This window comes from Bifidobacterium dolichotidis (assembly GCF_003951975.1).
In the GTDB taxonomy this organism is placed as follows: Bacteria; Actinomycetota; Actinomycetes; order Actinomycetales; family Bifidobacteriaceae; genus Bifidobacterium; species Bifidobacterium dolichotidis.
The window spans coordinates 105,551-127,962 of sequence record NZ_QXGM01000002.1 but is presented as its reverse complement, the minus strand read 5'-3'; the positions used below and the strand labels follow the sequence as shown (position 1 = coordinate 127,962).

The window sequence follows — 22,412 nt, the reverse complement described above, 5'->3', positions numbered from 1 at the left end:
GACCACTGATTAGCTGTCAACTCGCAGAGCACGACGGGCGTGATGCGAAACAATACTGGAGTGGAACTCGTTGCCTACATACTCGCTGTTGCACTCGGCAAAATGAGCCAAGCGCTCGCAGTCTTCACTCGGCAGTGAGGCGAGGAAGTCAGCCTCGTAGTCGTCGAGCGCAGTAGGGTAGTCGCCGTTGAAATAAGCCACGCACAAGCCGCCGTATGGAGCGTCACCCTGCAAGCCGATGGACTCAACCAGACCGTCGAGCGACAAGAATGCAAGCGAGTCGGCGCCAATAAACTCGCGGATTTCTTCAACCGACTTCTTGGCAGCGATAAGCTCTTTAGTCGTTGAAATATCAATGCCGTAGAAGCATGGGTACTTGAGCGGCGGCGACGAAATACGCATATGTACTTCAGCAGCGCCAGCTTCTTTGAGTAGCTGCACAATGTGACGTGATGTGGTTCCTCGCACAATCGAATCATCAATAACAACAACGCGTTTGCCACTAACGACGCTGCGCACAGCCGAAAGCTTCATACGCACGCCCTGCTCACGCAGCTCCTGTGTTGGCTGAATAAATGTGCGGGCCACATACTGATTCTTGACCAAACCCATTTCGTTCGGCAGACCAGAAATCTCAGCGTAACCAGCGGCGGCGGAGAGACTCGAGTTTGGCACGCCAATAACCATGTCGGCCTCAACAGCAGATTCGAGCGCGAGCCGAGATCCCATGCGCTTGCGAGCTGAGTGCACGTTGACGCCATAAATATCGGAATCAGGGCGTGCAAAATAAATAAACTCCATCGAGCAAATCGAAAGTTGCGTATGCGGTGCGTATTGCACAATGCGGTATCCATCGTTATCGACGACCACGATTTCACCAGGTTGAATATCACGCACACGTTCAGCGCCAACAACATCGAGCGCACACGTCTCAGAGGAGAGTACATAAGCGCCATTCTTCATGCGGCCAAGCGTCAGCGGACGGAAGCCGTTCGGATCAAGCGCACCAATCATCTCGTGCTCGGTCAGCAGTAAGTAGGCAAAACCACCATGCACGGTATTTAATGCATCACACAGTCGATCAAGAAGCGTGCTGCGTGGCGAACGACGAATTAAGTGCATCAGCACTTCGGTATCGGAATTCGAACGGAAAATAGCGCCCTCATTCTCAAGCTTGCGGCGCAGTGAAGGGCAGTTTGTCAGATTGCCGTTATGGCACAGCGACATATCGCCGTCATGGAAGCGGAACGTAAAAGGCTGAATATTATCGAAGCTACTTGAGCCGGCAGTAGCGTAGCGCACATGGCCAATTGCTGCTTCGCCTTTGAGTCGCTCAATCTGACTTTCATCATGAAAAACTTGCGTCAGCAAACCGAGACCGCGGTGACTAATCAAATGACCGTGATCGTTAGAAACAATGCCAGCGCCTTCTTGTCCTCGATGTTGCAACGCATGGAGTCCAAAATATGTGAGGCGGGACGCATCAGGGTCGCCCCATACGCCGAAAATACCGCACTCTTCGTGGATTTCTTCGAGTTCAGCCGACAAAGCCAGGTCCTTCCAGTCAACCGGAATAAGGCCGGATTGCTCCGGCGAGGTTCCAAGATTCTCCGAGGGAGGCGAGGGTCTCGCTACAGGTCAACCCTAACAAGAAAACGAGAGAAAAGGGGGCTAATCTTCGCGATAATCTCACATCATGACTCAGGTTTTGCAAACGTTGGCTGATTGAACAAAATTCAGCCGGTAGGTGGAATTCAGAGTTCCTTATGGTTCGCTTTTTACGGTTGTGTCAACTCAGTTAACACATAAGCATTCGTGATAAAGGTCGAGGTAAACCGTGCAAAACAGTGAGCAAGATGGCAACAAACAAGAGTCCAAAGAGCAGTTATCGGCTTCTTCTGTGCCGAATGATGACGCTTTTGATTTGAAAACGTCTGCAAATAGTACTGTAGACTCTTCCGCCTCGTCCGACGATCACGATGCTCCCGCAACATTCGTAGAGAACGTTTCGGCTGGCAAGCACGTTACGCCTGCTTATAAGACGCCGTGGTTCTGGCTCATTGTTATCTTGCTGTGCATTGTGCTCGCTCTTGCAGGTACATTAGCTTCTCAGTGGCACGCACAAAACACGCGAAGCGGCGCTCGCAATGCCGATTCTACTGAGCTAGTACCGCAGCAGCGTAGGGATGCACAGGATCGTCGTTCCTACAACACGGAAATTGAGCGTGAACGTATTGAGCAGTTCATGAACCGTGAACGGAGTGAACAGGCTGATAGCCATGCACCTCGCGATGAGCAGCAGGCTATTAAGGCTGCACAGCTGTACGCTAACGTGCTGTACCTGAGCCAGCAGGGCACGTACGAGCAGCTCGTGAAGATTGATAACTTCTCGCGCGACAATGCTGATGCTGCTATGAAGCAGCTCAAGGTGGACTGGAACAAGAACGCTGTACGTGCAGCTCAGTCGTATAAGCAGTGGTCGGATTACACCGATGATGAGATTGAGCAGCACTTGGTGACGAACGACCTGTACACCAAGGCTCAGGCAAAGTACGCTATTGCCCACATGAATGACCAACCAACGGATGCTATTGAATAATTAAATATTTTGTAAAACATGCTCCTCATTCGTACACGCGTTCGAACAGATGTTCGAATTTTCGTGTACGATGGGGAGCATGTCTCGTTTACGCACGTATTTAGCAATCGACCTGAAGTCGTTCTATGCTTCGGCTGAGTGCGTGCAAATGGGCCTTGACCCATTAACGACGAATCTGGTTGTTGCTGATGCTTCGCGTACGAGCAAAACTATTTGTTTAGCCGTTTCACCATCGCTTAAAGCCCATGGCATAGCAGGACGAGCGCGTCTATTCGAAGTAGAACAGGCGATGAAACTTGTCAATGAACAGCGCAGGCTCAAGGCGCCCGGTCGCAAACTCGGACCAGAGAGTTCAGTCAATTCGATTGAACTCGCACAAGATCCGCATTTGCGTGAGTCCTTTGTTATTGCCAAGCCGCGCATGAGCCACTACGTGCAAACAAGTGCGAAAATCTACAGCATTTATTTGCAATATGCGTCAGCAGAAGACATCCATGTGTATTCAATTGACGAAGTCTTTATTGATGCAACAAAGTATTTGCGCTATTTCCAGTGCACGGGGCATGAACTTGCTCGTCGTATTGTCGCTGATATTGCTCGCCAAACTGGTATTACGGCAACAGCAGGCGTGGGTACGAATATGTATTTAGCCAAAGTGGCTATGGATATTGTGGCTAAGCATATTCCTGCTGATAAAGATGGCGTACGCATTGCAGAACTTGATGAAGCATCGTATCGCCATCTGCTGTGGAACCATAAACCACTTACTGATTTCTGGCGCGTAGGCAAAGGTATTGCCAAACGTTTAGCCCATCTTGGTATCTACACGATGGGTGACATTGCACGCTGTTCCATTGGCGGCAGTGACGATTATTACAACGAAGATCTGCTGTATCGCATGTTTGGCGTGAATGCCGAGCTGCTTATCGATCATGCTTGGGGCTGGGAACCATGCACAATTGCTGATATTAAGGCGTATCATCCATCAGCTTCATCATTAAGCACGGGCCAAGTGTTGCCAAGAGGCTATGACTATAACGAAGCACGAACCGTTGTGGCAGAAATGGCTGATGAGCTTGCACTCTCACTCGTGGCCAAAGGTTGGCAAACCAATCAAGTGCATTTAGGTATTGGCTATGAGCGACTTCATGGTGACGAAGCAGTAAGCGGCGCTGGTGCACGAGCTTTAAGCCGTGACCGCTATGGACGGTTAAAGCCAAAAAGCGCGCGAGGCTCTATGAAACTTGGCAGGTTCACGGCAGCAAGCTCTGCAATTCGCGAAGCCATGCTGAGTATTTTCCGTGATATTGCCGATCCAAATTTACAAGTACGACGCCTCCAACTCGTTGCTGTAACCACAAAGCCAGCTCATGAGCCAAGTACACAAATCGAATATGAGCAGCCAGATTTGTTTGCAGCACAAGGTGTTGATGACGAAGAAACCGTACAGCAGCGTCAGACTCAGGAACAGGATCAAGCCGAAGTGCGCGTGCAACAAGCACTACTTAATGTGAAGCAACGCTTCGGTGCCAATGCAGTCTTTAAAGGTATTGATTTAGACGAAAGTGCCCGTACGCGAGAACGCAACACACAGATCGGGGGACATAGCGCATGAGTATTGAACACAGTGATCGATACGACGACATTATTCATTTGCCACATCATCAGTCGCGCAAGCATCCCCATATGACTATGCATAATCGAGCAGCACAGTTCATGCCATTCGCAGCGCTTAAAGGCTTCGAAGCAACTATTGACGAAACTGCACGCCAAACCAAAGCACGCGTCACCCTTGGCCCAGATGAGCAGATTGCACTCAATGACAAACTCATTGCCGTGCTCGGTCAACTCTCATCAGAACCATGGGTGGTCATTACACACTTTGAACCCGATGGGCGCAAAGACGGTGGCGAATACATGGTGACCGAAGGCGTTATTCATCACTTCGATCAGGCAGCACGCGTCATCATTATGGACGATGATTCACGCATTGCGCTCGCCAACATCGTCGATATCCAGTACTGAGTAATAGTGAAGGCCTAGGAATATAAGTGCTCATTATTGATGAGTTCTACAATTCCTAGGCCTTGCTTATCGCACTGAATTGTGCCGATGTGGCAGTTCTTTATGCACTGAATTGACGATGCATGTTATCGGCAATTTGACGATGTGCAAAGATGATGAGGCTAAACAGCATGATGATGGCAACAGCTGTATTAATCAGTACGAGCAAATGCCATGGCGTCCAACCGAGTGGAATCATAATCGTCATTAAACCGGCCAGAATAATGTCAAAGATCAAATACTTGAAGTAGCGATCAATGGCTTTATCGCGCAGAATGATCAGAATCACCACATCATACGCAAACGAGGCCAGCGAGGTAATCGGCAATACGAACTCAGTAATAATTGAGTTCGGAGTAAACAGTAGCCAGACCAAACTGGCAAGCACAACGAAGAACGGTAAGCGGAAGAAGAGGCGTAGTGGTCGTACCGAATGTGCCACGGTATTCGTGACGAGCATCATCATAATGCAGAACGAAATCAGTGCTGCAATAACATCGGCCCAGGGCCATTGGAACAGATACGCAAAGAACACAATGGCAACAATGCAGACGATGGTGGCAAACATCAGCGTCTCAATCAGAAGCTTACGAGGCTTCAACATAGGAATCTGACGAGGCAATACACCGGGAACTGCTTCACCAACCAAATCGCTTTGGCATAATGGGCAGCGTTCAATATGACCCGTGTAATCAACATCGCAGGCTTGGCAACGCCTCATTCTGCTGTCCTCTCCTCAGATACGTTCGGATGAGCATTGAGTAGCTCATCTTGCTCATGTGTTGCTTGAGACAGAAGTTCTTTATCAAGCTGACCATGCGTAGTAGCCGGGAACGACTGCTCAACAGAAGCACCCGCAATATTGATGTATCCCTCAATACCTAGTGACGCAAACAAACGCACTAAATTCTTGACAATATCAAGATTGTGATAAATACAAGAAATACCAATTGAAAGATTGTTCTTGCACGAAATCACCGTGAAATTCAACCCACCTGGAGTTGTTAAGAAATTCACCGTATGAATGAACGGCTCGAGTCGCTCATCCAGCTTGAAGCGGCCAACGCTCGAAATCGTAGTTGTTGTCGAATGCTCAGTCACGCGCTGGGCTGCTTCAAGCGCCCAATCCTTAATAAAAGAAGGAGCAAGACGCAAAGCTACATTCTTCTCAAGCGCGACCATCGTATTCATATAGCCTTCAACGCGCTCGCGGCCAGCAGCACTACGCATCTGGCGCTGCACTTCTTGGGCAATATCAGCCAAGGATTGATCAGTTTCTCCGGGAGCTACGGCCACGTAGGTCATGCCATAGAAGTTGCGCACTGTTTCTGAGCCGAAGAACTTACGCAGATCCACAGGAATATCAACACGAATAGCACGATTGCGCTTACGCGTAGGCATCGTAGAACGAATCGAGCAAATAATGGCTGCGATTAAATACGACGTTAATGAAACACCACAGGCATGTGCCTGATCCAAAATTGCATCAACGCTCACATGGTATTCAAGGAACGTTGGCGCAGTGCGGTCCTTAATACCAGGCAGATGGAAAATCTTCGTGCTTGGTTGCGGCGTCTTCTTGTGGCGGTCGTAGAACTTGTCGAAACTGTTCTCAGCCTTATCAGCGTCAGATCCCAAGTACTCACTTGGTACATCCCTGATGTCATAGCGTTCGGCAATGTACTCGTGGAGCAGCGCCTTAAAGAAGTTGAGCGCACCACGACCATCGGAAATCATATGAGAGACTTCCAAATTAATGCGATCACGGTAATACGTAACGCGGAACAGCGGGCTTAACGGTCCCTGATGCAGTGGCGAGCAAATAGGCAAATGCTCTTCAGTAGCCTGTAATTGTTCATCCGACTGCTCAAGATAATGCCAAAACAGACCGTTACGCAAACGAACATTGAAGCTAGGGAAGCGGCGAACAGCACGATCTAATGCATGCTGCAGCACGTCGGCATCAATAGGATCAACGAGTCCCGCAGCATAACGGAATACGGTTTGTAATGAGCGACCAGCCTGGGAAGAATAGAACTTGCCGACATTGTCTAGTCGGTACCAAGAATCAGTTGCCATTCGTCCTCATGCTCCTTGCTCAACTCAGTTGAATCGTCCGTAACGTCATGATCGGTAGTGCTGTCGAAAGGAACGCCGTCAAGGAAATGATCGATGACTTTGTAAGTTCGTGACACCAATGGTGAAATGCGTGGATACAACAAGTATCCGTGCACGCCATCACGCATACGATAACACTGCACCTTGTTACCAGCGTCGGCGAGTAGATGAGCGAAGCGCTCATCCTCATCACGTAACGGGCAGTATTCTGCACTCATAATGAGCGTTCGAGGCATCTTCGTCAAATCATGCTCATTAAGTGGTGCAAAATATGGATTCATGAGGTCTGGAATATTACTGCGATACATTTCCAAATAATCCATCATGTCTTGCGCAGTAAGCAAGTAATCACGGCCATTCGTGCGCACAGAATCGTAAGCAGAAGTAGCTGGATTGTAGTCGTTATTTAAGCAAGGGTAGAGCAGCATTAATGTACGCACATTAAATGTGCGACGATCACGGCCCATAAGCGTTACCGCTGCTGCCAAGTTGCCGCCTGCAGAATCACCAAATAACACAATGTCATCTGGCGTGGCATGAGGCGACAATTCTGGATGATCCGGCACCTCAGGTAAATCAAGCGTGCCATGGAACAGTGCCACCGCTGCCTGATAGCAATCTTCAACAGGCGTAGGGAAACGATGATCTGGTGCGCGCCTGTAATCAATAGAGATCACGCGGCGTTGAGTCATTAATGCCAAGTTGGCGCAAGCATCGGTATAGAGTTCGGAGCTACCAGTGGCCCAGCCACCGCCATGCATAAATAAAATATTTCCATGCAACGTGAAGTCGGTAGGCTGACCAGCCTGCTCTTTCAACTCAACAGGAGACTCAACTGGAGATTCAGAGGAATTGGAGTCGAGCATATCTGCGGACTCAGCAGCGTCAGCATTGAGCTGTGCAGACTGAGCCTTCTCTTGTTCCTTAAGCTGCTTCACAGCGAGCTTGTGCTGACGAGACTGCTCTTTAAGCGTCTTCTTATCGGTTTGCAGCTCAGGGGAGTAACGATATGACGTTGTAGAAATAAGCGGCGTAAACACACGTAACGGCAGCTCGTAACCGTCACCAAGCGTCAGATAAATATCTTGCGAGTCACAAATATGACTTAAGCCTCGTTCCATACGCGCGCCCACGCCCTCAACCACACGCTGCAAACGATACGTGTGTTTAGCATTTGGCATGAGACGGCTAATTGTGGCGTAAATAGCCTTGTTAATGGGCATGGAATCACCTTTCATAGGCCGAATCGAGGCAGATAAGAGTTCATTCGCAATGTATGAGCTGTGGTCATTATGTCATGCACACGTTAAGGCACGCGGAGTCTCTGCTTTGCGGCGAACGCGGGACAGCCATGAGTTGAGGAAAGTATTTGCGTATAACAAGGTCGTTATGAATTGTGAAGTGTGTTTACAAGGTGTCAACAAAATCCCAAGTAGTTGCTCAGTGAACACGCGAGTAAGCTCCAAGGCGCTCGCGAGCTAGTCCCAAGCAGGGCTCCGTAGATTACTCAATATCACGAGCTGCTCAGTCATGAGAAACCAATTGCAGCTCACAACAAGTAATCGCGCCGACTCAAGGAGAGCCCCCACGATGACCAAGCAGAATGAGAACATCACCCAGCCACTCGATCCACAGGAAACTGTTGATCTGCATGCTACGGCTACGCAGCCAATGCAGCCGGTCCAGCCGGCTCAGACGATTCAACCACAGAGCAATGTGCCAGCGAATACTATGCCAGCAAGCAATGTTCTACTGAGCGATGTGCCACCAACAACTCCGGTGCCACCAACGACTCCGGTACCACCAATCAATCCGAATGGGGCAGTACCTCCACAGATGCCTCCACAAGATGAGCAGCATGCTGAGAAGCCAGAAGATACTCGTCCTTGGAATCATCTGGCAATTGGTGGCTTTGTTTCATCATTCGTGTTCGCACCAGTTGGTTTAGCGCTGTCGATTGTGGCACTGATTAAATCGTGCACTGAGAATCTCAAGGGTAAAGGCCTCGCGATTGCTGGTGTAATTATTAGCGGCCTCATTTCTCTAGCCATGACAATCTCGATTTTCGGTGGCCCAGCATTCCACGGATCACGTGGTGATTTTGACCGTGACGGCCATTCATTCAGCAATATGGGCGGTAACCGTGATCACGATTTCGATTTTGACGACGATGATTTCGGGTTCGGCGGTAGCTCGAATCTGCCAATGAGGCCAGGCCAGTCGGATTCCAATATGAATCGTACGCCAGGTTCGGGCATGGGTCGTCCTGATCGTTTGAATAACGACAACTCCACTGATCAGAACCAGAAGCAGAACAACCAGAACAAGAACGATAAGAACTCAAATAACCAAGATTCCAACGATTCCAAGGATTCTGCAACCGATAAGAATGCATCCTGAAGTATTGCGCACAGCTAGCGCAATTCGCTAGGTCGATTCCAATATCAAGCAAACGTGCCGAGCCGTAACACCAATACGACTCGGCACGTTTGTTATGTTCGTAAGAAGTAATCCAGAGCTTTAGTCCCGGAAATACTGCACACCAGCCTCGAACAGTGGCTGATACGTATTGCCTGGCACATTGCGATACAAGCCATTGCCACTGCGCTCCGAATGACCCATTTTGCCGAACACACGACCATCAGGGCTCGTAATACCTTCAATGGCGAGCATTGAGCCATTCGGATTGATATCCAAGCTCATAGCAGGAACACCATGTTCGTCAACATACTGTGTAGCAATCTGGCCTTGCTCAGTCAACGAAGCCAGCATTTCTGGCGAAGCTACAAAACGACCCTCGCCATGCGAAATAGCAACAGTATGGATGTCACCAACTTCTGTTCGCGCCAACCAAGGCGACAGATCCGAAGCCACACGTGTGCGTACAAGCCTGCTTTGATGACGACCAATACGGTTAAATGTCAGCGTTGGACACGTCGAATCCATATCTACAATGTCGCCGAATGGCACAAGTCCGAGCTTGATTAATGCTTGGAAACCATTGCAAATACCGAGCATCAAGCCGTCACGATTCTTAAGTAAATCACGCACTGCATCAGTAACTTCAGGCGCACGGAAGAACGCGGTGATGAACTTTGCTGAACCATCTGGCTCGTCACCGCCCGAGAATCCACCCGGAATCATAACAATCTGGCTCGCACGAATCTGCTCGGCAAGTGCATGCGTCGACTCAGCCACGTCCGACGGCGTCAAATTATTAATAATTAACGTCGAAACGTCCGCGCCCGCGCGCTCAAACGCAGCCGCCGTATCGTACTCACAGTTATTACCCGGGAACACTGGAATAACAACGCGCGGCTTAGCTACACCTGCTCCCGCATATACATGCTTCTCGTTCGTATGGAACGAAAGTTGCTCCACGGGTTGGCTCTCGGCCTCGCCGTCACCTGCCGTGCGGTATGGGAACACCGACTCGATTCCCGACTCCCACACTTCCTGCAACATGTCACCTTCTAGCGTGGTGCCGTCTGCATGAAGAGCAAAGACTTCTGTGGTTGTACCAATAACACTGATATCCACACGATTCGAAACCGTAGGTATATCAACAGTATCGTTGAGCTCCACAATGAACGAACCATAGGCAGGAGCAAATAGTGCGTTCGTATCAATCGCATCATTGAGTGCAACACCAATACGATTGCCAACCATCATCGTGAATAAGCGTTCTGCTGTGCCACCATAACCCGGTGTAGCCACAGCAACAGCATCACCAAATTCAGTGAGCGATTCGACAGCAGCAAATACTTCAAGCAGCGACTCTGGCTCAGGCGTTAAACCATCAGCCTGGTATTGCGGTGCAATACGAACAATGCGATGACCAGCAGCTTTGAACTCAGGGGAGAGTGCAGTGCGCATATCGCCGACGGCAACAGCAAACGAAATCAACGTTGGAGGAACATCCAAATTTTCGAATGAACCAGACATTGAATCCTTACCGCCAATAGCCCCAACACCCAAATCAACTTGAGCCATAAGAGCGCCAAGCACGGCAGCCATAGGCTTGCCCCAACGCTCAGGCTCATTACGCAGCTTTTCGAAATACTCTTGGAAGCTCAAATAGGCTTTTTCATGCTCAAAACCAGAAGCAACGAGCTTTGCCACAGATTCCACAACCGAAAGGTAGGCACCCGTGAACTGATTACGCTCCATAATGTATGGATTAAAGCCCCAAGCCATTGCAGAAGCTGTTGTAGTTTCGCCAAACACTGGGAACTTTGCAACCATGGCCTGTGTAGGTGTTAACTGCGTGCGCCCGCCAAAAGGCATGAGCACTGTGCCAGCACCAATTGTGGAATCAAAGCGCTCAGCCAAGCCCTTATTGGAAGCCACATTCAGATCAGAGAGCAGTGCTTTCATACGATCTTCGAACGATCCAGCATTATCTTGAGCCAAAGCAGCCACATAAGGCTGCTGCTCACCAACATGCACGTGCTGATGTTTTGGAGCACCATTCGAAGACAAGAATTCACGGCTCAAATCAACAATAACGTCACCATTCCAGCGCATGACCATGCGAGGATCTTCAGTTACTGTTGCAATAACAGCAGCTTCAAGATTCTCTTCGCGAGCAAGCTTCAAGAACGTATCAACATCTTCAGCTGCCACATCAACAGCCATGCGTTCCTGAGACTCAGAAATTGCGAGTTCAGTACCATCGAGGCCTTCGTATTTCTTAGAAACGTAATCGAGATTAACGTCCAAACCATCGGCAATCTCACCAACAGCAACGGAGACGCCACCAGCACCAAAATCGTTACAACGCTTAATTAAGCGCGTTGCATCCCCACGTCGGAACAAACGCTGCAGCTTACGCTCAACAGGAGCATTACCTTTTTGTACTTCAGCACCATCAAGCTCAATCGACTCAACAGTATGGGATTTCGATGCACCTGTTGCACCACCAATACCATCACGACCAGTGCGACCGCCAAGCAAAATAATTTTGTCGCCAGCAGCAGGCGTCTCACGGCGAACGTGATCAGCTGGGGTAGCGGCTACAACAGCACCAACTTCCATGCGCTTGGCTACATAGCCCGGATGATAGAGCTCATGCACTTGGCCAGTTGCCAAACCAATCTGGTTACCATAGCTCGAATATCCTGCAGCAGCAGTTGTTACGAGCTTGCGCTGCGGCAGTTTACCTTCAAGCGTTTGTGCAACAGGCACCGTAGGATCCGCAGCACCAGTTACACGCATAGCCTGATACACATAAGCACGGCCCGACAGCGGATCACGAATGCAGCCACCAATACAGGTTGCGGCGCCACCGAATGGTTCAATTTCGGTTGGATGATTGTGTGTTTCGTTCTTAAACAAGAACAACCAATCTTCATCTTCACCATTCACATCAACGCGCACTTTCACCGTGCATGCGTTAATTTCTTCGGACTCATCAAGACCGGTCAGCAAGCCTTCAGCCTTGAGCCACTTGGCACCAATTGTGCCCATATCCATAAGGCAGACGGGCTTGGATTCGCGACCAAGTTCCTTACGCATTGCCAAATAGCGCTCAAAAGCGGCCTGTACGGCAGCATCGTCAATAGTTACTTCATCGAGCTGCGTGCCAAACGTAGTGTGACGGCAGTGATCAGACCAATACGTATCGATTACGCGAATCTCGGTAATCGTAGGGTCACGTTGCTCTGTGCAGAAATAATCCTGGCAGAACTGCAAATCAGCCGTATCCATAGCCAAACCAAGCTTGTCAATAAACGGCTGGAAATTAGCGTCAGTCATCGAGCGGAAGCCGTCCAACACCTGAACAGGAGCGGGCGTGGGCACCTGCGACTCAAGCGTAACCGGCAGATCAAAGCCAGCCTCGCGAGCCTCAACTGGATTAATAACATACTTCTTAATCGCAGCAATATCAGCGTCACTCAAGTCACCCTCGAGCGCGTAGATACGAGCCGAACGCACAAGCGGACGCTCACCCTGAGAAATAAGCTGAATACACTCACTCGCAGAGTCGGCACGCTGATCAAACTGGCCCGGCAAAAACTCAACGGCGAACAGATGAGCGTCACCAAAGTCAGGCAGCTCAGTGCTGACCGTATCGACCTGCGGCTCACTCAGCACAGTCGGCACAATGCGTTCGAACAGCTCAGCAGAAATGCCGTCGACATCATAGCGGTTGAGCATGCGCACATTCGTCAGCGCGTCAATGCTAAGGATTGTTTTCAATTCATGAGTGAGCTGCTGCGCCTCAACATCAAAACCGGGACGCTTTTGCACATGCACACGAAAAACCATGTGTAGTTCTCTCTTTGTAACTCGGTGGTTGGTAACTCGTACGTTGACTAATCGGGTTAGGGGATGGGAACTGCATGACTGCAGGGAACGAACTCATCGATGCTGAGCTTAGGAACGCTCAATGCCTTCGACTTCGGCAAGCTGCTCCAGGCGTTCAAGAATCTGTTCGTATGCAGGAATAATGTCGCCCAAATCGCGGCGGAACAAATCCTTGTCGAGATGCTCAACAGTCTGACCATCGTCGGCAATATGCCACAGACGGCACGTATCTGGCGTAATCTCGTCGGCGAGCAGAATGTGGCCTTGGCTGTCGCGACCTTCTTCAATTTTGAAGTCGACAAGCTGAATGCCGATTTTCGAGAAGATATCGAGCAGGGCAGCGTTCACGGCACGAGCTTGCGCGGAAATCTCAGCGAGCTCGTCTTCGGTAACAATGTCAAGCGCGAGCAGACCATCGTTATTAATAAACGGATCGCCAAGCGCATCGTCTTTTACACAGAACTCGAGAATCGGCTGCTTAAGCGGCGTACCCTCGGTCACGCCGTAACGCTTGGCGAATGAGCCAGCAGCCGTGTTACGCATAATGATCTCCAGCGGGAACATATCCATACGGCGCACGAGCTGCTCAGTTTCAGAAACTGGCTTAATAAAATGCGAGTCCACGCCACGAGCCTTGAGCAGATCAAAAATCACAGCAGTTATGCGATTATTGAGGCTACCTTTACCACTAATTTGTGCCTTCTTAGCACCATTACCTGCGGTTGCCTGGTTCATATATTCAACCCAGAGCACGTCAGGATCATCAGTTGCGAACAGTTTCTTGGCCTTGCCCTCGTAGAGCTTCTCGAGTTTCTGCATGGACGTTGGATCTCACCTTCTATCAATGCCGAATCTAGCGATTACTAGCAGTACAAAGTGGGGCTGGCCGTGGAGTTCGGTGTGCGGCAAACCCCGGTTGACAACCCCCAGCGTAACAATTTCTTCTCCCAAGGGGGAGTAGAAAACGGCCGTTTTCCCACTATGTGTCAGATTCGGTAATTATTCGGTATTTTTCAGTATTTTTCGTCAAATTAGTGAAGTCTCAGAAGCGTTGTGTAGGTGGCGCCATATCTTTACACCACTTCAATATCAAGTGATTGCACAACTTGAGCTGCACTGACTCGAGCTTCATCGGAGTTTGCGCCAGTTGCCAGTGCTACAGCCATACGACGATGCCCATTGACTTCTGGCTTCGCAAAAATACGCAAGTCGGTATTAGCAGCTGAGAGCGCGACGTCCAAATTATTGAACAGTGCTTGACCGCGCCCCTCAACAACAATGGCGTGACTTGCAGCTGCCGTATGTGGCGGAATCTGCAGTGCCACATGATCAGCCGTAATTGGCAATCCCAAAATGGCTCGCGCATGTAAATCGAATTCGCTCAAACGCTGACTCATCATCGTGACCATGCCTGTATCGTGCGGACGCGGCGACACTTCGTTAAACAGCACCGTGCCATCGCCAAGCACAAACAGCTCCACGCCATACACGCCCCAGCCGTGTTCGCCATGTTCTTGTGAAACAGCGACCAAACCTTGCACCACTTGCATAGCAAGGCGTCGAGCCTCCTCAAGTACAGCCGACTGCGTATCAGCAGGCTGCCAAGACTCACGATAATCGCCATGTTCCTGGCGCTGTCCAATCGGCTCACACGTCACGATTCCTGCCGACGATGCCACAGTCAGCATCGTCAACTCAGCTGCTAAATCGACGAGTTTTTCAACAATGACGCGGCTTGTATCACCCTCACCAGCCGCACGACGACCGACCTGGGCTTCTCGCCAAGCAGCTTCAATCTGCTCAGCCTCTCGTACGACCGACTGTCCGTGACCCGACGAGCTCATCACAGGCTTGACTACACAAGGGAATCCGATTCGCTTGGCCGCCGCCTTGAGTTCATCCAACGTTCCAGCAAATTCATACGGCGTCGTCGGCAGTCCCAGATCCTGCGCTGCGAGCGTGCGCAGCTGTTCTCGATCCATACAGATTTGTGCAACTCGAGCGCTCGGCACCACCTGAATACCGCGCTCAGCTGCTGCGCTCAACTCGCTCGTCGCAATCGCCTCAATTTCCGGCACAATAATATCCGGATTTATTTCTGCAATAAGCGACCTGAGCTGCGAGGCATTGGCCATATCAACAACCATGTTTCTATGAGCAACTTGGTGTGCTGGTGCTCCCGTGTATGAGTCGACAGCAACAACGTACACGCCTAAACGTTGCAGGGCGATGGTGACTTCTTTGCCTAATTCTCCTGAACCCAACAACAGCACGCGGGTGGCATGCGTACCCAGTGGTGCGCCTACGGTTCGGTTGGCTTTGAACCCTACGTTTTGCTCTGTTGGTGATACTGTGTTTGGTCCTGTTTGTGGCTCTATTTGGTGACGAGTCGATTCAGTCATGCGCTTTAGTGTAACGAAGCGAAAAGGGGAATGTGCTCAAATGATTACTATGGGAATCATGACTGAAGTATCACAGGCCTCTGCAGCTACCAATCCGCGACCATTAACGATTGTGCTTGTACTTGATGCCGCAGGTAATCGTGGCAATGGTACTTCAAATTCAGCATTGCAATGGGCTGCAGCATTAAAGCAGCAAGGACATCATGTTCGTCTTGTTGGTATTGGTGCACCAAACTATCCAGCACAAGAAAATCTGATTCCATTTGTTTCTTGGATTGCACGTAAGCAGCAAATGCATTTTGCGAAGCCATCTGATGCACTATTCCGTCGCGCATTTGAAGGTGCTGATGTAGTGCATTTGTATATGCCATTTAGCTTCTGCCGCCATGCCATGCGTGTGGCTCAGTCAATGGGCATTCCAGTAACAGCTGGCTACCATGTACAGCCAGAAAACATAACGTACTCCGCAGGTCCGCTGCGTCATATTCCTGGCATTGATTCGTTTATTTATCGTTTATTCCGCCATTGGATCTTTGACCACGTGAATGCAATTCATGTGCCAACACAGCTTGGTGCAACGCTATTGCGTAAGCACCATTATCATGAGCCGATTTACGTTATTTCCAATGGCTATGAACCACGTTTTACACCAAGTGTTAAGCCAGATTTCACTGCGCTTGCTGCAGCGACAGCTGCTCAAGAGTCCGACAGCGCAGTGCCAATTCCTACGCCGTTGAGCAATGAACTCACTAACGCGATGATTAATACGGCCAGCCTAATGGCTGCACAGGCAGCACCAGAAGCTGACTTGCCTTGGTCTCCAGAACATCCAATGCACATCATTGCATCTGGTCGTTTGACCAATGAGAAGAACCACACGATGCTCATCGAAGCAATCGCTCAGAGTCGTCACGCAGACTCGATTAAGCTCACGATTGCAGGCACCGGTCCACTGGCAAAGAAGCTGCGTAAGCAAGCTCAAACCTCACTGCCAATTCCAGCAGAAATAGGATTCCATAAGAATTCTGATATGCCAGCATTACTGCGTTCAGGTGATATTTTGGTACATCCATCTATTGCAGACCTCGAATCAATCTCCGTACTCGAAGGTATGGCATGTGGACTCGTGCCAATCATTGCAGATTCACCGCTAAGTGCCGCAGGCCAATTCTCGCTTGATGAGCACTGCTCATTCCCAGTCGACAGCGTCGAAACATTGACAGAACGCATCGATTGGTGGTTCGAGCATCCAACACAAATTGCTCAATGGAGTGGCATTTACGCCGCATATACCAAAGAGCATTATTCAGTAGCAGAATCCGTCAAGGAATTTGCCGACATGGAGTACAACGTCATTGCCTCTGCATAGTTGCATCCGACTTTGGAAGGTTGGAATTGACGTTCCTCAGGGCACTTAAGCCGTTCGGCCAAGCTCACGCCTGAGTAGCGTCAATCCCAACCTTTTTATATGCACGGATTGGCTGCTATACGGCAAATCCTCGCCGCAGAAGAGTCTTCGTGTGCAATTTCATCAGGTATGCGGTAGATCTGCACTTGAACGATACCTTTGCGTGCAATTTAGACGGGTAACCGAAAATTCTGCACTTAAAGCGTTGAAATCCTCAGTTTTTGATGCTTCGTGTGCCGTTTGAACGGATACCTGTCAGAACTGCACTTGAACGATACCTTTGTGTGCAATTCTGTCGGGTACCCGGCAAATCTGCACTTGAAGCTATGAAATTAAGGATTTTTACCCCTTCTCGTGCATTTCTACCAGGTATGCGACGGAATTGCACTCGAAGGTGGTCTTCGCGTGCTGTTTTACCGGGTAACCGACAATTCTGCACTTGAACAGCACTGAGCTAACAAGTATTGAGGTTTATGCCTAGCTTCTCGCATTTGCTGGCGTGATTCTTTCTACAATGAACGTCAGAAGAAGAAAGAAGCACTGTATGGTGGACAAATATACGAACGGATGTAATAGGTTCTATGGCAAGCGAACCGCAGGATTTACTGCAGGTAAGAGCGTAACGAGTGATCTGCCGCTTAAGGGCAAGCGGGAATTCCTGAACTGTACGGTTAGCTTGGAAGCACAGCCAAATAAAAACTTGAAGCCGCATGCTGTTGTGCGTGATCCAGAAGGCAAAGTCATTTTAGATGTTGGTGCTCGCTCATCATCGTTGTATCCAGAACTGAAGGATTTGGCTGGAGAAACCATTGCTTCGCTGCAGTGGAAGAGGGAAGTAGGATATTCTGACGATCCATACTTCTCGGTCACCATTCAAGAGCAGATGAGTTCAGCAAACCATCTCAAAACAATTCCACAGGTATTTCTTGACACAGAAACCACTGGTCTAAATCCATATGAAGATGAAATTCTGCAAGTTGGCATGATCGATGGTGATGGCAATGTGCTGTTTAGCAGGAAGTTCAAGCCACAACATGTGAAGGCATGGAGTGAAGCACAACGTATTCACCGTATTACAAAGCATGATGTTGCCAACTGTGGTCCAATTGAAGATTCGTTGGCTGAGATGCAGCAAATCCTCGATAGTGCAGAAGCTATTTACGCATTCAATGCACCATTTGATTTTGGATTCCTCGGCATGATTGGTCTTCATGCAGAAGAACATCGCACTCATGACACGATGCGCTTATATGCAAAGAAGTTCCACAACCGCCAGTACATCAAGCTCACTGTTGCTGCTCAAGAATCGGGCTATTATTACAAGCCTCATGATGCATTAGCTGATTGCCTTGCTACGTTGCAGGTTCAACGGCGAGTAGATGGTTTGGAATCACTGCGTCTTAAGCATCCAATTTCTCCAACCATGCAGCATAGTAAAGCAACACTTGTTGCAGGAGCAATGAAGGCAGAAGAAGCTATTGGTAATTCTGCTCACCTCAGTGGCCTGCAGAAGTATATGTTCCAACTGCACAAGGGCGCTCCACATCGTGCCCTGGCAGTTTGGACACTGTGTCTAGGAATCTTCGCCATTCTTGGCATTCTAGCCTCGTTTGGTGATGCAAGCACCGTGCCAGGAACACTGTTCGCAATCATCGTATTCCTAGTGCTCTTCGCTGTACTGCACTTCAAACTCAAGCGCGACGCAGCATTCGAAGATCCAGAATCCCCAGAAGAGGCACTCGAATAATCGCCTTACGTGTGTGGATAGATAAATGAAAGCGCTCGCAATCAGAACAGCTGATAAGCGTATAAATCGCACAGATGGATGCGCGCGAACGAAAGGTGAGTATCCGCGAACGTAAGTGATGCAATAAAAAGGGTTTGGGATTATCCAATCTCGAGCGTTAGCTTGGCCGAACGGCCTTGAGTGTCTCGAGGTTGGATAATCCCAAACCCGCCCACGTTGCAGAATGCGAAGTATGGAGTAGGGCTCACAGCAGAGCGATGAGCGCATCCACCTGCTCATCAGTAGTTGCCCAGCTTGTGCAAATCCTCAGTACGACGTGATCCTTATCCAGTCGCTCAATAAAGCTCAGTCGTACTTGCTTGATCAGTGCATCAGCCTGCTCATTCGTCACCGTAATCATGATCTGATTGGTTGGTGAATCAAACGTCAGCGTATAGCCCTTGCTCAGCAGTGCAGTGCGAATACGTTCTGCTGCATCATCGGCATGCTTGGCCAGCCTGAAGTAGAGGTTATCGGTAAACAACGTATCGAACTGCAGACCGAGCAAGAAGCCTTTGGCAAGTAGTGCGCCATGCTGCTTAATGAGTGTTAAGAAATGGCTTGGCGTATTGTGCTTCGTAAATACAACGGCTTCGCCAAACAGTGCACCTTGTTTCGTGCCACCAATCGTAAATACATCGGCGATCATGGCCATATCGGCTAACGTCATATCGCATTCAGAGGATTCGAGTGCATAGCCGAGACGAGCACCATCGACATAAAGTGGCATGCCATGGTCATGTGCAACCTGAGCTAAAGCAGCAAGTTCATCACGTGAATACACAGTGCCGTATTCCGTAGATTGCGATACATACACCGAGCCTGGATACACCATGTGCGTATGGTTAGCATCGCCTTCGAACTGGCTGCAATAATCGTCAACGTCAGCGGCAACCAGCTTTCCGTTCTTACCTGGGATAGTAAGAACCTTATGGCCAGTAGCTTCTACGGCACCAGCTTCGTGCACATTAATATGGCCGCTATCGGCACAGACAATACCGGCATAAGCTGGCGTAATCGTATCCAGTACCGTGGCATTGGTCTGTGTGCCACCAGTTAAGAACCAAACATCAGCCTCTGGATTCTGACAAGCTTGGCGAATCTTCTCAGTTGCCATCTGGCAGTATTGATCCGATCCATAACCAGGATGCTGTTCAGCAGCAATGTGCTGTAAACGATCAAGAATTTGTGGAGCAGCAGCGCTCGAATAGTCATTTTCAAAAGACAACATGGTGTAAATCCTACAGTCGTATGAACAGAAATAACAAAGAATGAAAAACGGTACTGAAGCGGTGAACTTCAGTACCGTAGGAACGCAACGTCAGTGGTGAGTAGACGTGCCCTTGTTATCAACGCTCTTGGAGAGTGGATGCTCACGAATGAACAGCGTCAAGATCGTTGCGAACGCAAGCATTGGCACGAACACACGGAAGATTGGCGTCAGTGCCTGTGCGTAATCCTGAGCAACAATCGTGTGCAGTGCGGCAGGCAACTTGTTGAGCATCTGTGGCGTCATATCGTTCAGGTTGACGTGCACGCCAGCTGGAACGCTCGACGAAACCTGTGAAACCAGACGCGACGTGAAGACGCTGCCGACTACTGCGGTGCCGAGCGTCATGCCAATCTGGCGGAAGAAGTTGTTGGAAGCTGTTGCTGTACCAACGATGCGGTGAGGGAACTCGTTCTGCACAATCAGCACGAGGATCTGCGTGCCCAAGCCTTGACCGAAGCCAATGATGAAGAAGTAGAACATGAGCAGCATAATTGGCGTGCTGACACCGATGCTGGCAAGCAGCACATAGCCGCCCGTCAACACAGCGCACATGGCGATTGGCATCCACTTGTAACGGCCCGTGATGGTGGCGAGGAAACCGGTGACTGTTGATGTGATCAGAGCACCGGCCATCATTGGAGTCATCATAAGGCCTGCAATAGTAGGCGACTTATCGTCAACAATCTGCAGGAACGTTGGCAGATAATTCATGGCACCAGACATCGCGCCGTACACGAGCATGCCGGCAATCGTAACGAGCACAAAGTTACGGTTGGCAAACAAGCGCAGTGGAATAATTGGTTCGTCGGCCTTGTGCTCGGCGTAGACGAACAGGCCTGCGGCGACAAGAGCGAGAATAAACAGGCAGATAATTTCCCAAGAATCCCAAGCGTAGGTGTTGCCACCCCACGATGCGGCGAGGACGATCGAGACCGTGAAAATGGTGGCGAATGCCAGACCCCAGTAATCAACGGTGTGAGTCTTGTCGGTGTGCGCATCGTGACGTAGGAAGATGCCGGTCAGAATAATAGCGATAACGTCCAGTGGAATCGTGCACCAGAAGATCATGCGCCAACCGAAGTCCTGCACAATCCAACCACCCAGCACAGGGCCGAGAATTGTAGAGACGGCGAACACAGCGCCAATAGCACCCATGTACTTACCACGGGCACGAGCGGAAACGACATCAGCCAAAATTGCCTGCGACAGAATAATGACGCCGCCACCGCCGAGGCCAGAAATACCGCGGCCCGTCAGCAGCAGGGCCATATTTGGTGCGAGTGCGCAAATAATCTTGCCGAGTGCATAGAGGCCCATAGCAACAAGCACCAGATACTTACGACCAATGCGATCGCCGAGGCGGCCGTACAGTGGCATAACCACAGTGCTCGTCAGAATATACATGGTGGAAACCCACTGCATGATTTCAACGCCGCCCAAATCACCAACAATGGTTGGTAGGGCAGTAGCAGCAATGGTTTCTGACAGCGAGCCAACGAACATGGCCAAGGCCAGTGCAATGAAGACGAGTGCGAGCTTGGCACCATGCATTGCGCCATCATGTGGTGGCGTCGTCGGTTGTGCGGTTTTATGATGAGCCGATTTATGTACGGCTTGAGAAGCGGTTGTGGAGGCAGAGCCGTCTACAGCTGCAGTAGAGGATTCTGAAGATGCGTTCATAGGGCACACTGTATGACGCAAACTTAAAGGTATGCGAACAGTGAAAAAGCCGCTCTACTGCCGTAGAAAACGGCGGAATAGAGCGGCTTATGAGGTCTTGTAAAGCGCCTTTGGAGACATGTGTGAGCGGAGTTTCCTGAGAATTTCGTCAGCAATCTGTTGGCAATTAGCTAGAGGCGTAGGCCGTCAGCTGGTGCTCAGTGCTCAGTGCTCAGTGCAGCGCGTTCGGAAATCAGTACTCAGAATTCTGCACGTGGCACTTAGTCGAGTGGAAGCTCCGGCGTCATCTCATCGAGCCAATCGCGAAGATCCTCTTCAGTGTTGGTTTCGGTGAAGCGACGGCCCTTGTGCCACAGCGCATTTGGAGCACTGCGGTGCAAACGATGACCATCGGAACCACGCGTTGACGAGCTCGACGTTACGAAGTTAGCAACGTGTACGCCTTCAAAATCCTGCGATTCAAGGAACGTGCGGATAATGCGTGGCGCAGTTTCCCACCATAATGGGTAACCAATGAACACGGTGCTGTATCCCGTCGTATCAATTGGCTGAGCCATAGCAGGACGCGTTGCCTCATTCGTTTTCTCAATGCTGGAGCGGCTTTCTGGATTCGTCCAATCCAGATCCTCTTTGGTATAAGGCACTGCAGGCTTGATCTCGACAAGATCAGCGCCAGTTATGCGAGCAAGCTTCTCAGCTACACGACGCGTATGCCCAGTCAGGCTAAAGTAAGCGACGAGTGTGTTGGCCATAAATAGTGGTCCTTTCAACGA

The 22,412-nt window shown here is 49.9% G+C and carries 16 protein-coding genes; 6 read left to right on the top strand and 10 right to left on the bottom strand.

Annotated features, from left to right (window positions below; genetic code table 11):
• Window positions 1-9: 9 nt before the first annotated feature.
• Window positions 10-1,548 (bottom strand): amidophosphoribosyltransferase, encoded by a 1,539-nt coding sequence (gene purF / locus D2E26_RS04420; protein WP_125963507.1) that lies wholly within the window; start codon window positions 1,546-1,548, stop codon window positions 10-12.
• Window positions 1,549-1,837: 289 nt separating this feature from the next.
• On the opposite strand from purF, the gene D2E26_RS04415 reads away from it, so the two are divergent.
• From D2E26_RS04415 to D2E26_RS04405, 3 genes are all read left to right on the top strand, one after another.
• A complete protein-coding gene (locus D2E26_RS04415) occupies window positions 1,838-2,599 on the top strand; it encodes an Ltp family lipoprotein (RefSeq protein ID WP_125963506.1) in 762 nt (253 codons plus the stop codon).
• Window positions 2,600-2,669: 70 nt separating this feature from the next.
• The gene (locus tag D2E26_RS04410) at window positions 2,670-4,214 is read left to right on the top strand and encodes a Y-family DNA polymerase (RefSeq protein WP_420897204.1); all 1,545 of its coding nucleotides are present in this window, start codon (window positions 2,670-2,672) and stop codon (window positions 4,212-4,214) included.
• Window positions 4,211-4,624: a hypothetical protein gene (locus tag D2E26_RS04405; RefSeq protein WP_125963504.1), complete on the top strand. Its 414-nt coding sequence runs from the start codon at window positions 4,211-4,213 to the stop codon at window positions 4,622-4,624. Before D2E26_RS04410 ends, D2E26_RS04405 begins: the two co-directional genes overlap by 4 nt.
• Before the next feature lie 100 nt (window positions 4,625-4,724).
• Here the strand turns inward: D2E26_RS04405 and D2E26_RS04400 are convergent, their stop codons facing one another.
• Genes D2E26_RS04400 through D2E26_RS07560 form a run of 3 tightly spaced genes read right to left on the bottom strand, consistent with a single transcriptional unit; the run spans window position 4,725 to window position 8,004 of the window.
• Complete coding sequence (locus D2E26_RS04400; protein WP_125963503.1) at window positions 4,725-5,384, bottom strand: DUF6320 domain-containing protein; 660 nt, start codon at window positions 5,382-5,384, stop codon at window positions 4,725-4,727.
• Window positions 5,381-6,742, bottom strand: a complete 1,362-nt coding sequence (locus D2E26_RS04395; protein ID WP_241218871.1) for a phthiocerol/phthiodiolone dimycocerosyl transferase family protein — start codon at window positions 6,740-6,742, stop codon at window positions 5,381-5,383. The genes D2E26_RS04400 and D2E26_RS04395 overlap by 4 nt, the downstream gene beginning before the upstream one ends.
• Window positions 6,715-8,004 carry an alpha/beta hydrolase gene (locus D2E26_RS07560; RefSeq protein WP_241218870.1) on the bottom strand — a complete coding sequence of 430 codons (1,290 nt, stop codon included), beginning with the start codon at window positions 8,002-8,004 and terminating at the stop codon, window positions 6,715-6,717. The genes D2E26_RS04395 and D2E26_RS07560 overlap by 28 nt, the downstream gene beginning before the upstream one ends.
• 367 nt (window positions 8,005-8,371) lie before the next feature.
• Here D2E26_RS07560 and D2E26_RS04385 point away from each other — a divergent pair, with 367 nt between their 5' ends.
• On the top strand, window positions 8,372-9,181 hold the full coding sequence (locus D2E26_RS04385) for a DUF4190 domain-containing protein (protein WP_125963501.1): 810 nt from the start codon (window positions 8,372-8,374) through the stop codon (window positions 9,179-9,181).
• Window positions 9,182-9,301: 120 nt separating this feature from the next.
• On the opposite strand, the gene D2E26_RS04380 is transcribed toward D2E26_RS04385, so the two are convergent.
• From D2E26_RS04380 to purT, 3 genes are all read right to left on the bottom strand, one after another.
• Complete coding sequence (locus D2E26_RS04380; RefSeq protein WP_125963500.1) at window positions 9,302-13,051, bottom strand: phosphoribosylformylglycinamidine synthase; 3,750 nt, start codon at window positions 13,049-13,051, stop codon at window positions 9,302-9,304.
• Window positions 13,052-13,159: 108 nt separating this feature from the next.
• Window positions 13,160-13,909 (bottom strand): phosphoribosylaminoimidazolesuccinocarboxamide synthase, encoded by a 750-nt coding sequence (gene purC / locus D2E26_RS04375; RefSeq protein ID WP_125963499.1) that lies wholly within the window; start codon window positions 13,907-13,909, stop codon window positions 13,160-13,162.
• Window positions 13,910-14,163: 254 nt separating this feature from the next.
• Complete coding sequence (gene purT / locus D2E26_RS04370) at window positions 14,164-15,492, bottom strand: formate-dependent phosphoribosylglycinamide formyltransferase (protein ID WP_125963498.1); 1,329 nt, start codon at window positions 15,490-15,492, stop codon at window positions 14,164-14,166.
• A 49-nt stretch (window positions 15,493-15,541) separates the two neighbouring features.
• Here purT and D2E26_RS04365 point away from each other — a divergent pair, with 49 nt between their 5' ends.
• Complete coding sequence (locus D2E26_RS04365) at window positions 15,542-16,861, top strand: glycosyltransferase (RefSeq protein WP_420897208.1); 1,320 nt, start codon at window positions 15,542-15,544, stop codon at window positions 16,859-16,861.
• A gap of 583 nt (window positions 16,862-17,444) precedes the next feature.
• Complete coding sequence (locus D2E26_RS04360) at window positions 17,445-18,647, top strand: 3'-5' exonuclease (protein WP_164515873.1); 1,203 nt, start codon at window positions 17,445-17,447, stop codon at window positions 18,645-18,647.
• A 244-nt stretch (window positions 18,648-18,891) separates the two neighbouring features.
• Here the strand turns inward: D2E26_RS04360 and D2E26_RS04355 are convergent, their stop codons facing one another.
• The 3 genes from D2E26_RS04355 to D2E26_RS04345 form a co-directional block, all read right to left on the bottom strand.
• Window positions 18,892-19,917 carry a threonine aldolase family protein gene (locus D2E26_RS04355; protein WP_125963495.1) on the bottom strand — a complete coding sequence of 342 codons (1,026 nt, stop codon included), beginning with the start codon at window positions 19,915-19,917 and terminating at the stop codon, window positions 18,892-18,894.
• A 90-nt stretch (window positions 19,918-20,007) separates the two neighbouring features.
• Entirely contained in the window at window positions 20,008-21,639 is a 1,632-nt protein-coding gene (locus D2E26_RS04350; protein WP_241218869.1) for an MFS transporter, read from the bottom strand.
• Window positions 21,640-21,899: 260 nt separating this feature from the next.
• Window positions 21,900-22,391, bottom strand: a complete 492-nt coding sequence (locus D2E26_RS04345; protein ID WP_125963494.1) for a flavodoxin — start codon at window positions 22,389-22,391, stop codon at window positions 21,900-21,902.
• Between the last annotated feature and the right edge of the window lie 21 nt (window positions 22,392-22,412).

Bases quoted from the DNA above. Each gene is read 5' to 3' on its own strand.
- D2E26_RS04410 (WP_420897204.1), top strand. From the start codon at position 2,670: ATGGGGAGCATGTCTCGTTTACGCACGTATTTAGCAATCGACCTGAAG.
- D2E26_RS04405 (WP_125963504.1), top strand. From the start codon at position 4,211: ATGAGTATTGAACACAGTGATCGATACGACGACATTATTCATTTGCCA.
- D2E26_RS04400 (WP_125963503.1), bottom strand. From the start codon at position 5,384: ATGAGGCGTTGCCAAGCCTGCGATGTTGATTACACGGGTCATATTGAA.
- D2E26_RS04395 (WP_241218871.1), bottom strand. From the start codon at position 6,742: ATGGCAACTGATTCTTGGTACCGACTAGACAATGTCGGCAAGTTCTAT.
- D2E26_RS07560 (WP_241218870.1), bottom strand. From the start codon at position 8,004: ATGCCCATTAACAAGGCTATTTACGCCACAATTAGCCGTCTCATGCCA.
- D2E26_RS04385 (WP_125963501.1), top strand. From the start codon at position 8,372: ATGACCAAGCAGAATGAGAACATCACCCAGCCACTCGATCCACAGGAA.
- D2E26_RS04380 (WP_125963500.1), bottom strand. From the start codon at position 13,051: ATGGTTTTTCGTGTGCATGTGCAAAAGCGTCCCGGTTTTGATGTTGAG.
- purC (WP_125963499.1), bottom strand. From the start codon at position 13,909: ATGCAGAAACTCGAGAAGCTCTACGAGGGCAAGGCCAAGAAACTGTTC.
- purT (WP_125963498.1), bottom strand. From the start codon at position 15,492: ATGACTGAATCGACTCGTCACCAAATAGAGCCACAAACAGGACCAAAC.
- D2E26_RS04365 (WP_420897208.1), top strand. From the start codon at position 15,542: ATGGGAATCATGACTGAAGTATCACAGGCCTCTGCAGCTACCAATCCG.
- D2E26_RS04360 (WP_164515873.1), top strand. From the start codon at position 17,445: ATGGTGGACAAATATACGAACGGATGTAATAGGTTCTATGGCAAGCGA.
- D2E26_RS04355 (WP_125963495.1), bottom strand. From the start codon at position 19,917: ATGTTGTCTTTTGAAAATGACTATTCGAGCGCTGCTGCTCCACAAATT.
- D2E26_RS04350 (WP_241218869.1), bottom strand. From the start codon at position 21,639: ATGAACGCATCTTCAGAATCCTCTACTGCAGCTGTAGACGGCTCTGCC.
- D2E26_RS04345 (WP_125963494.1), bottom strand. From the start codon at position 22,391: ATGGCCAACACACTCGTCGCTTACTTTAGCCTGACTGGGCATACGCGT.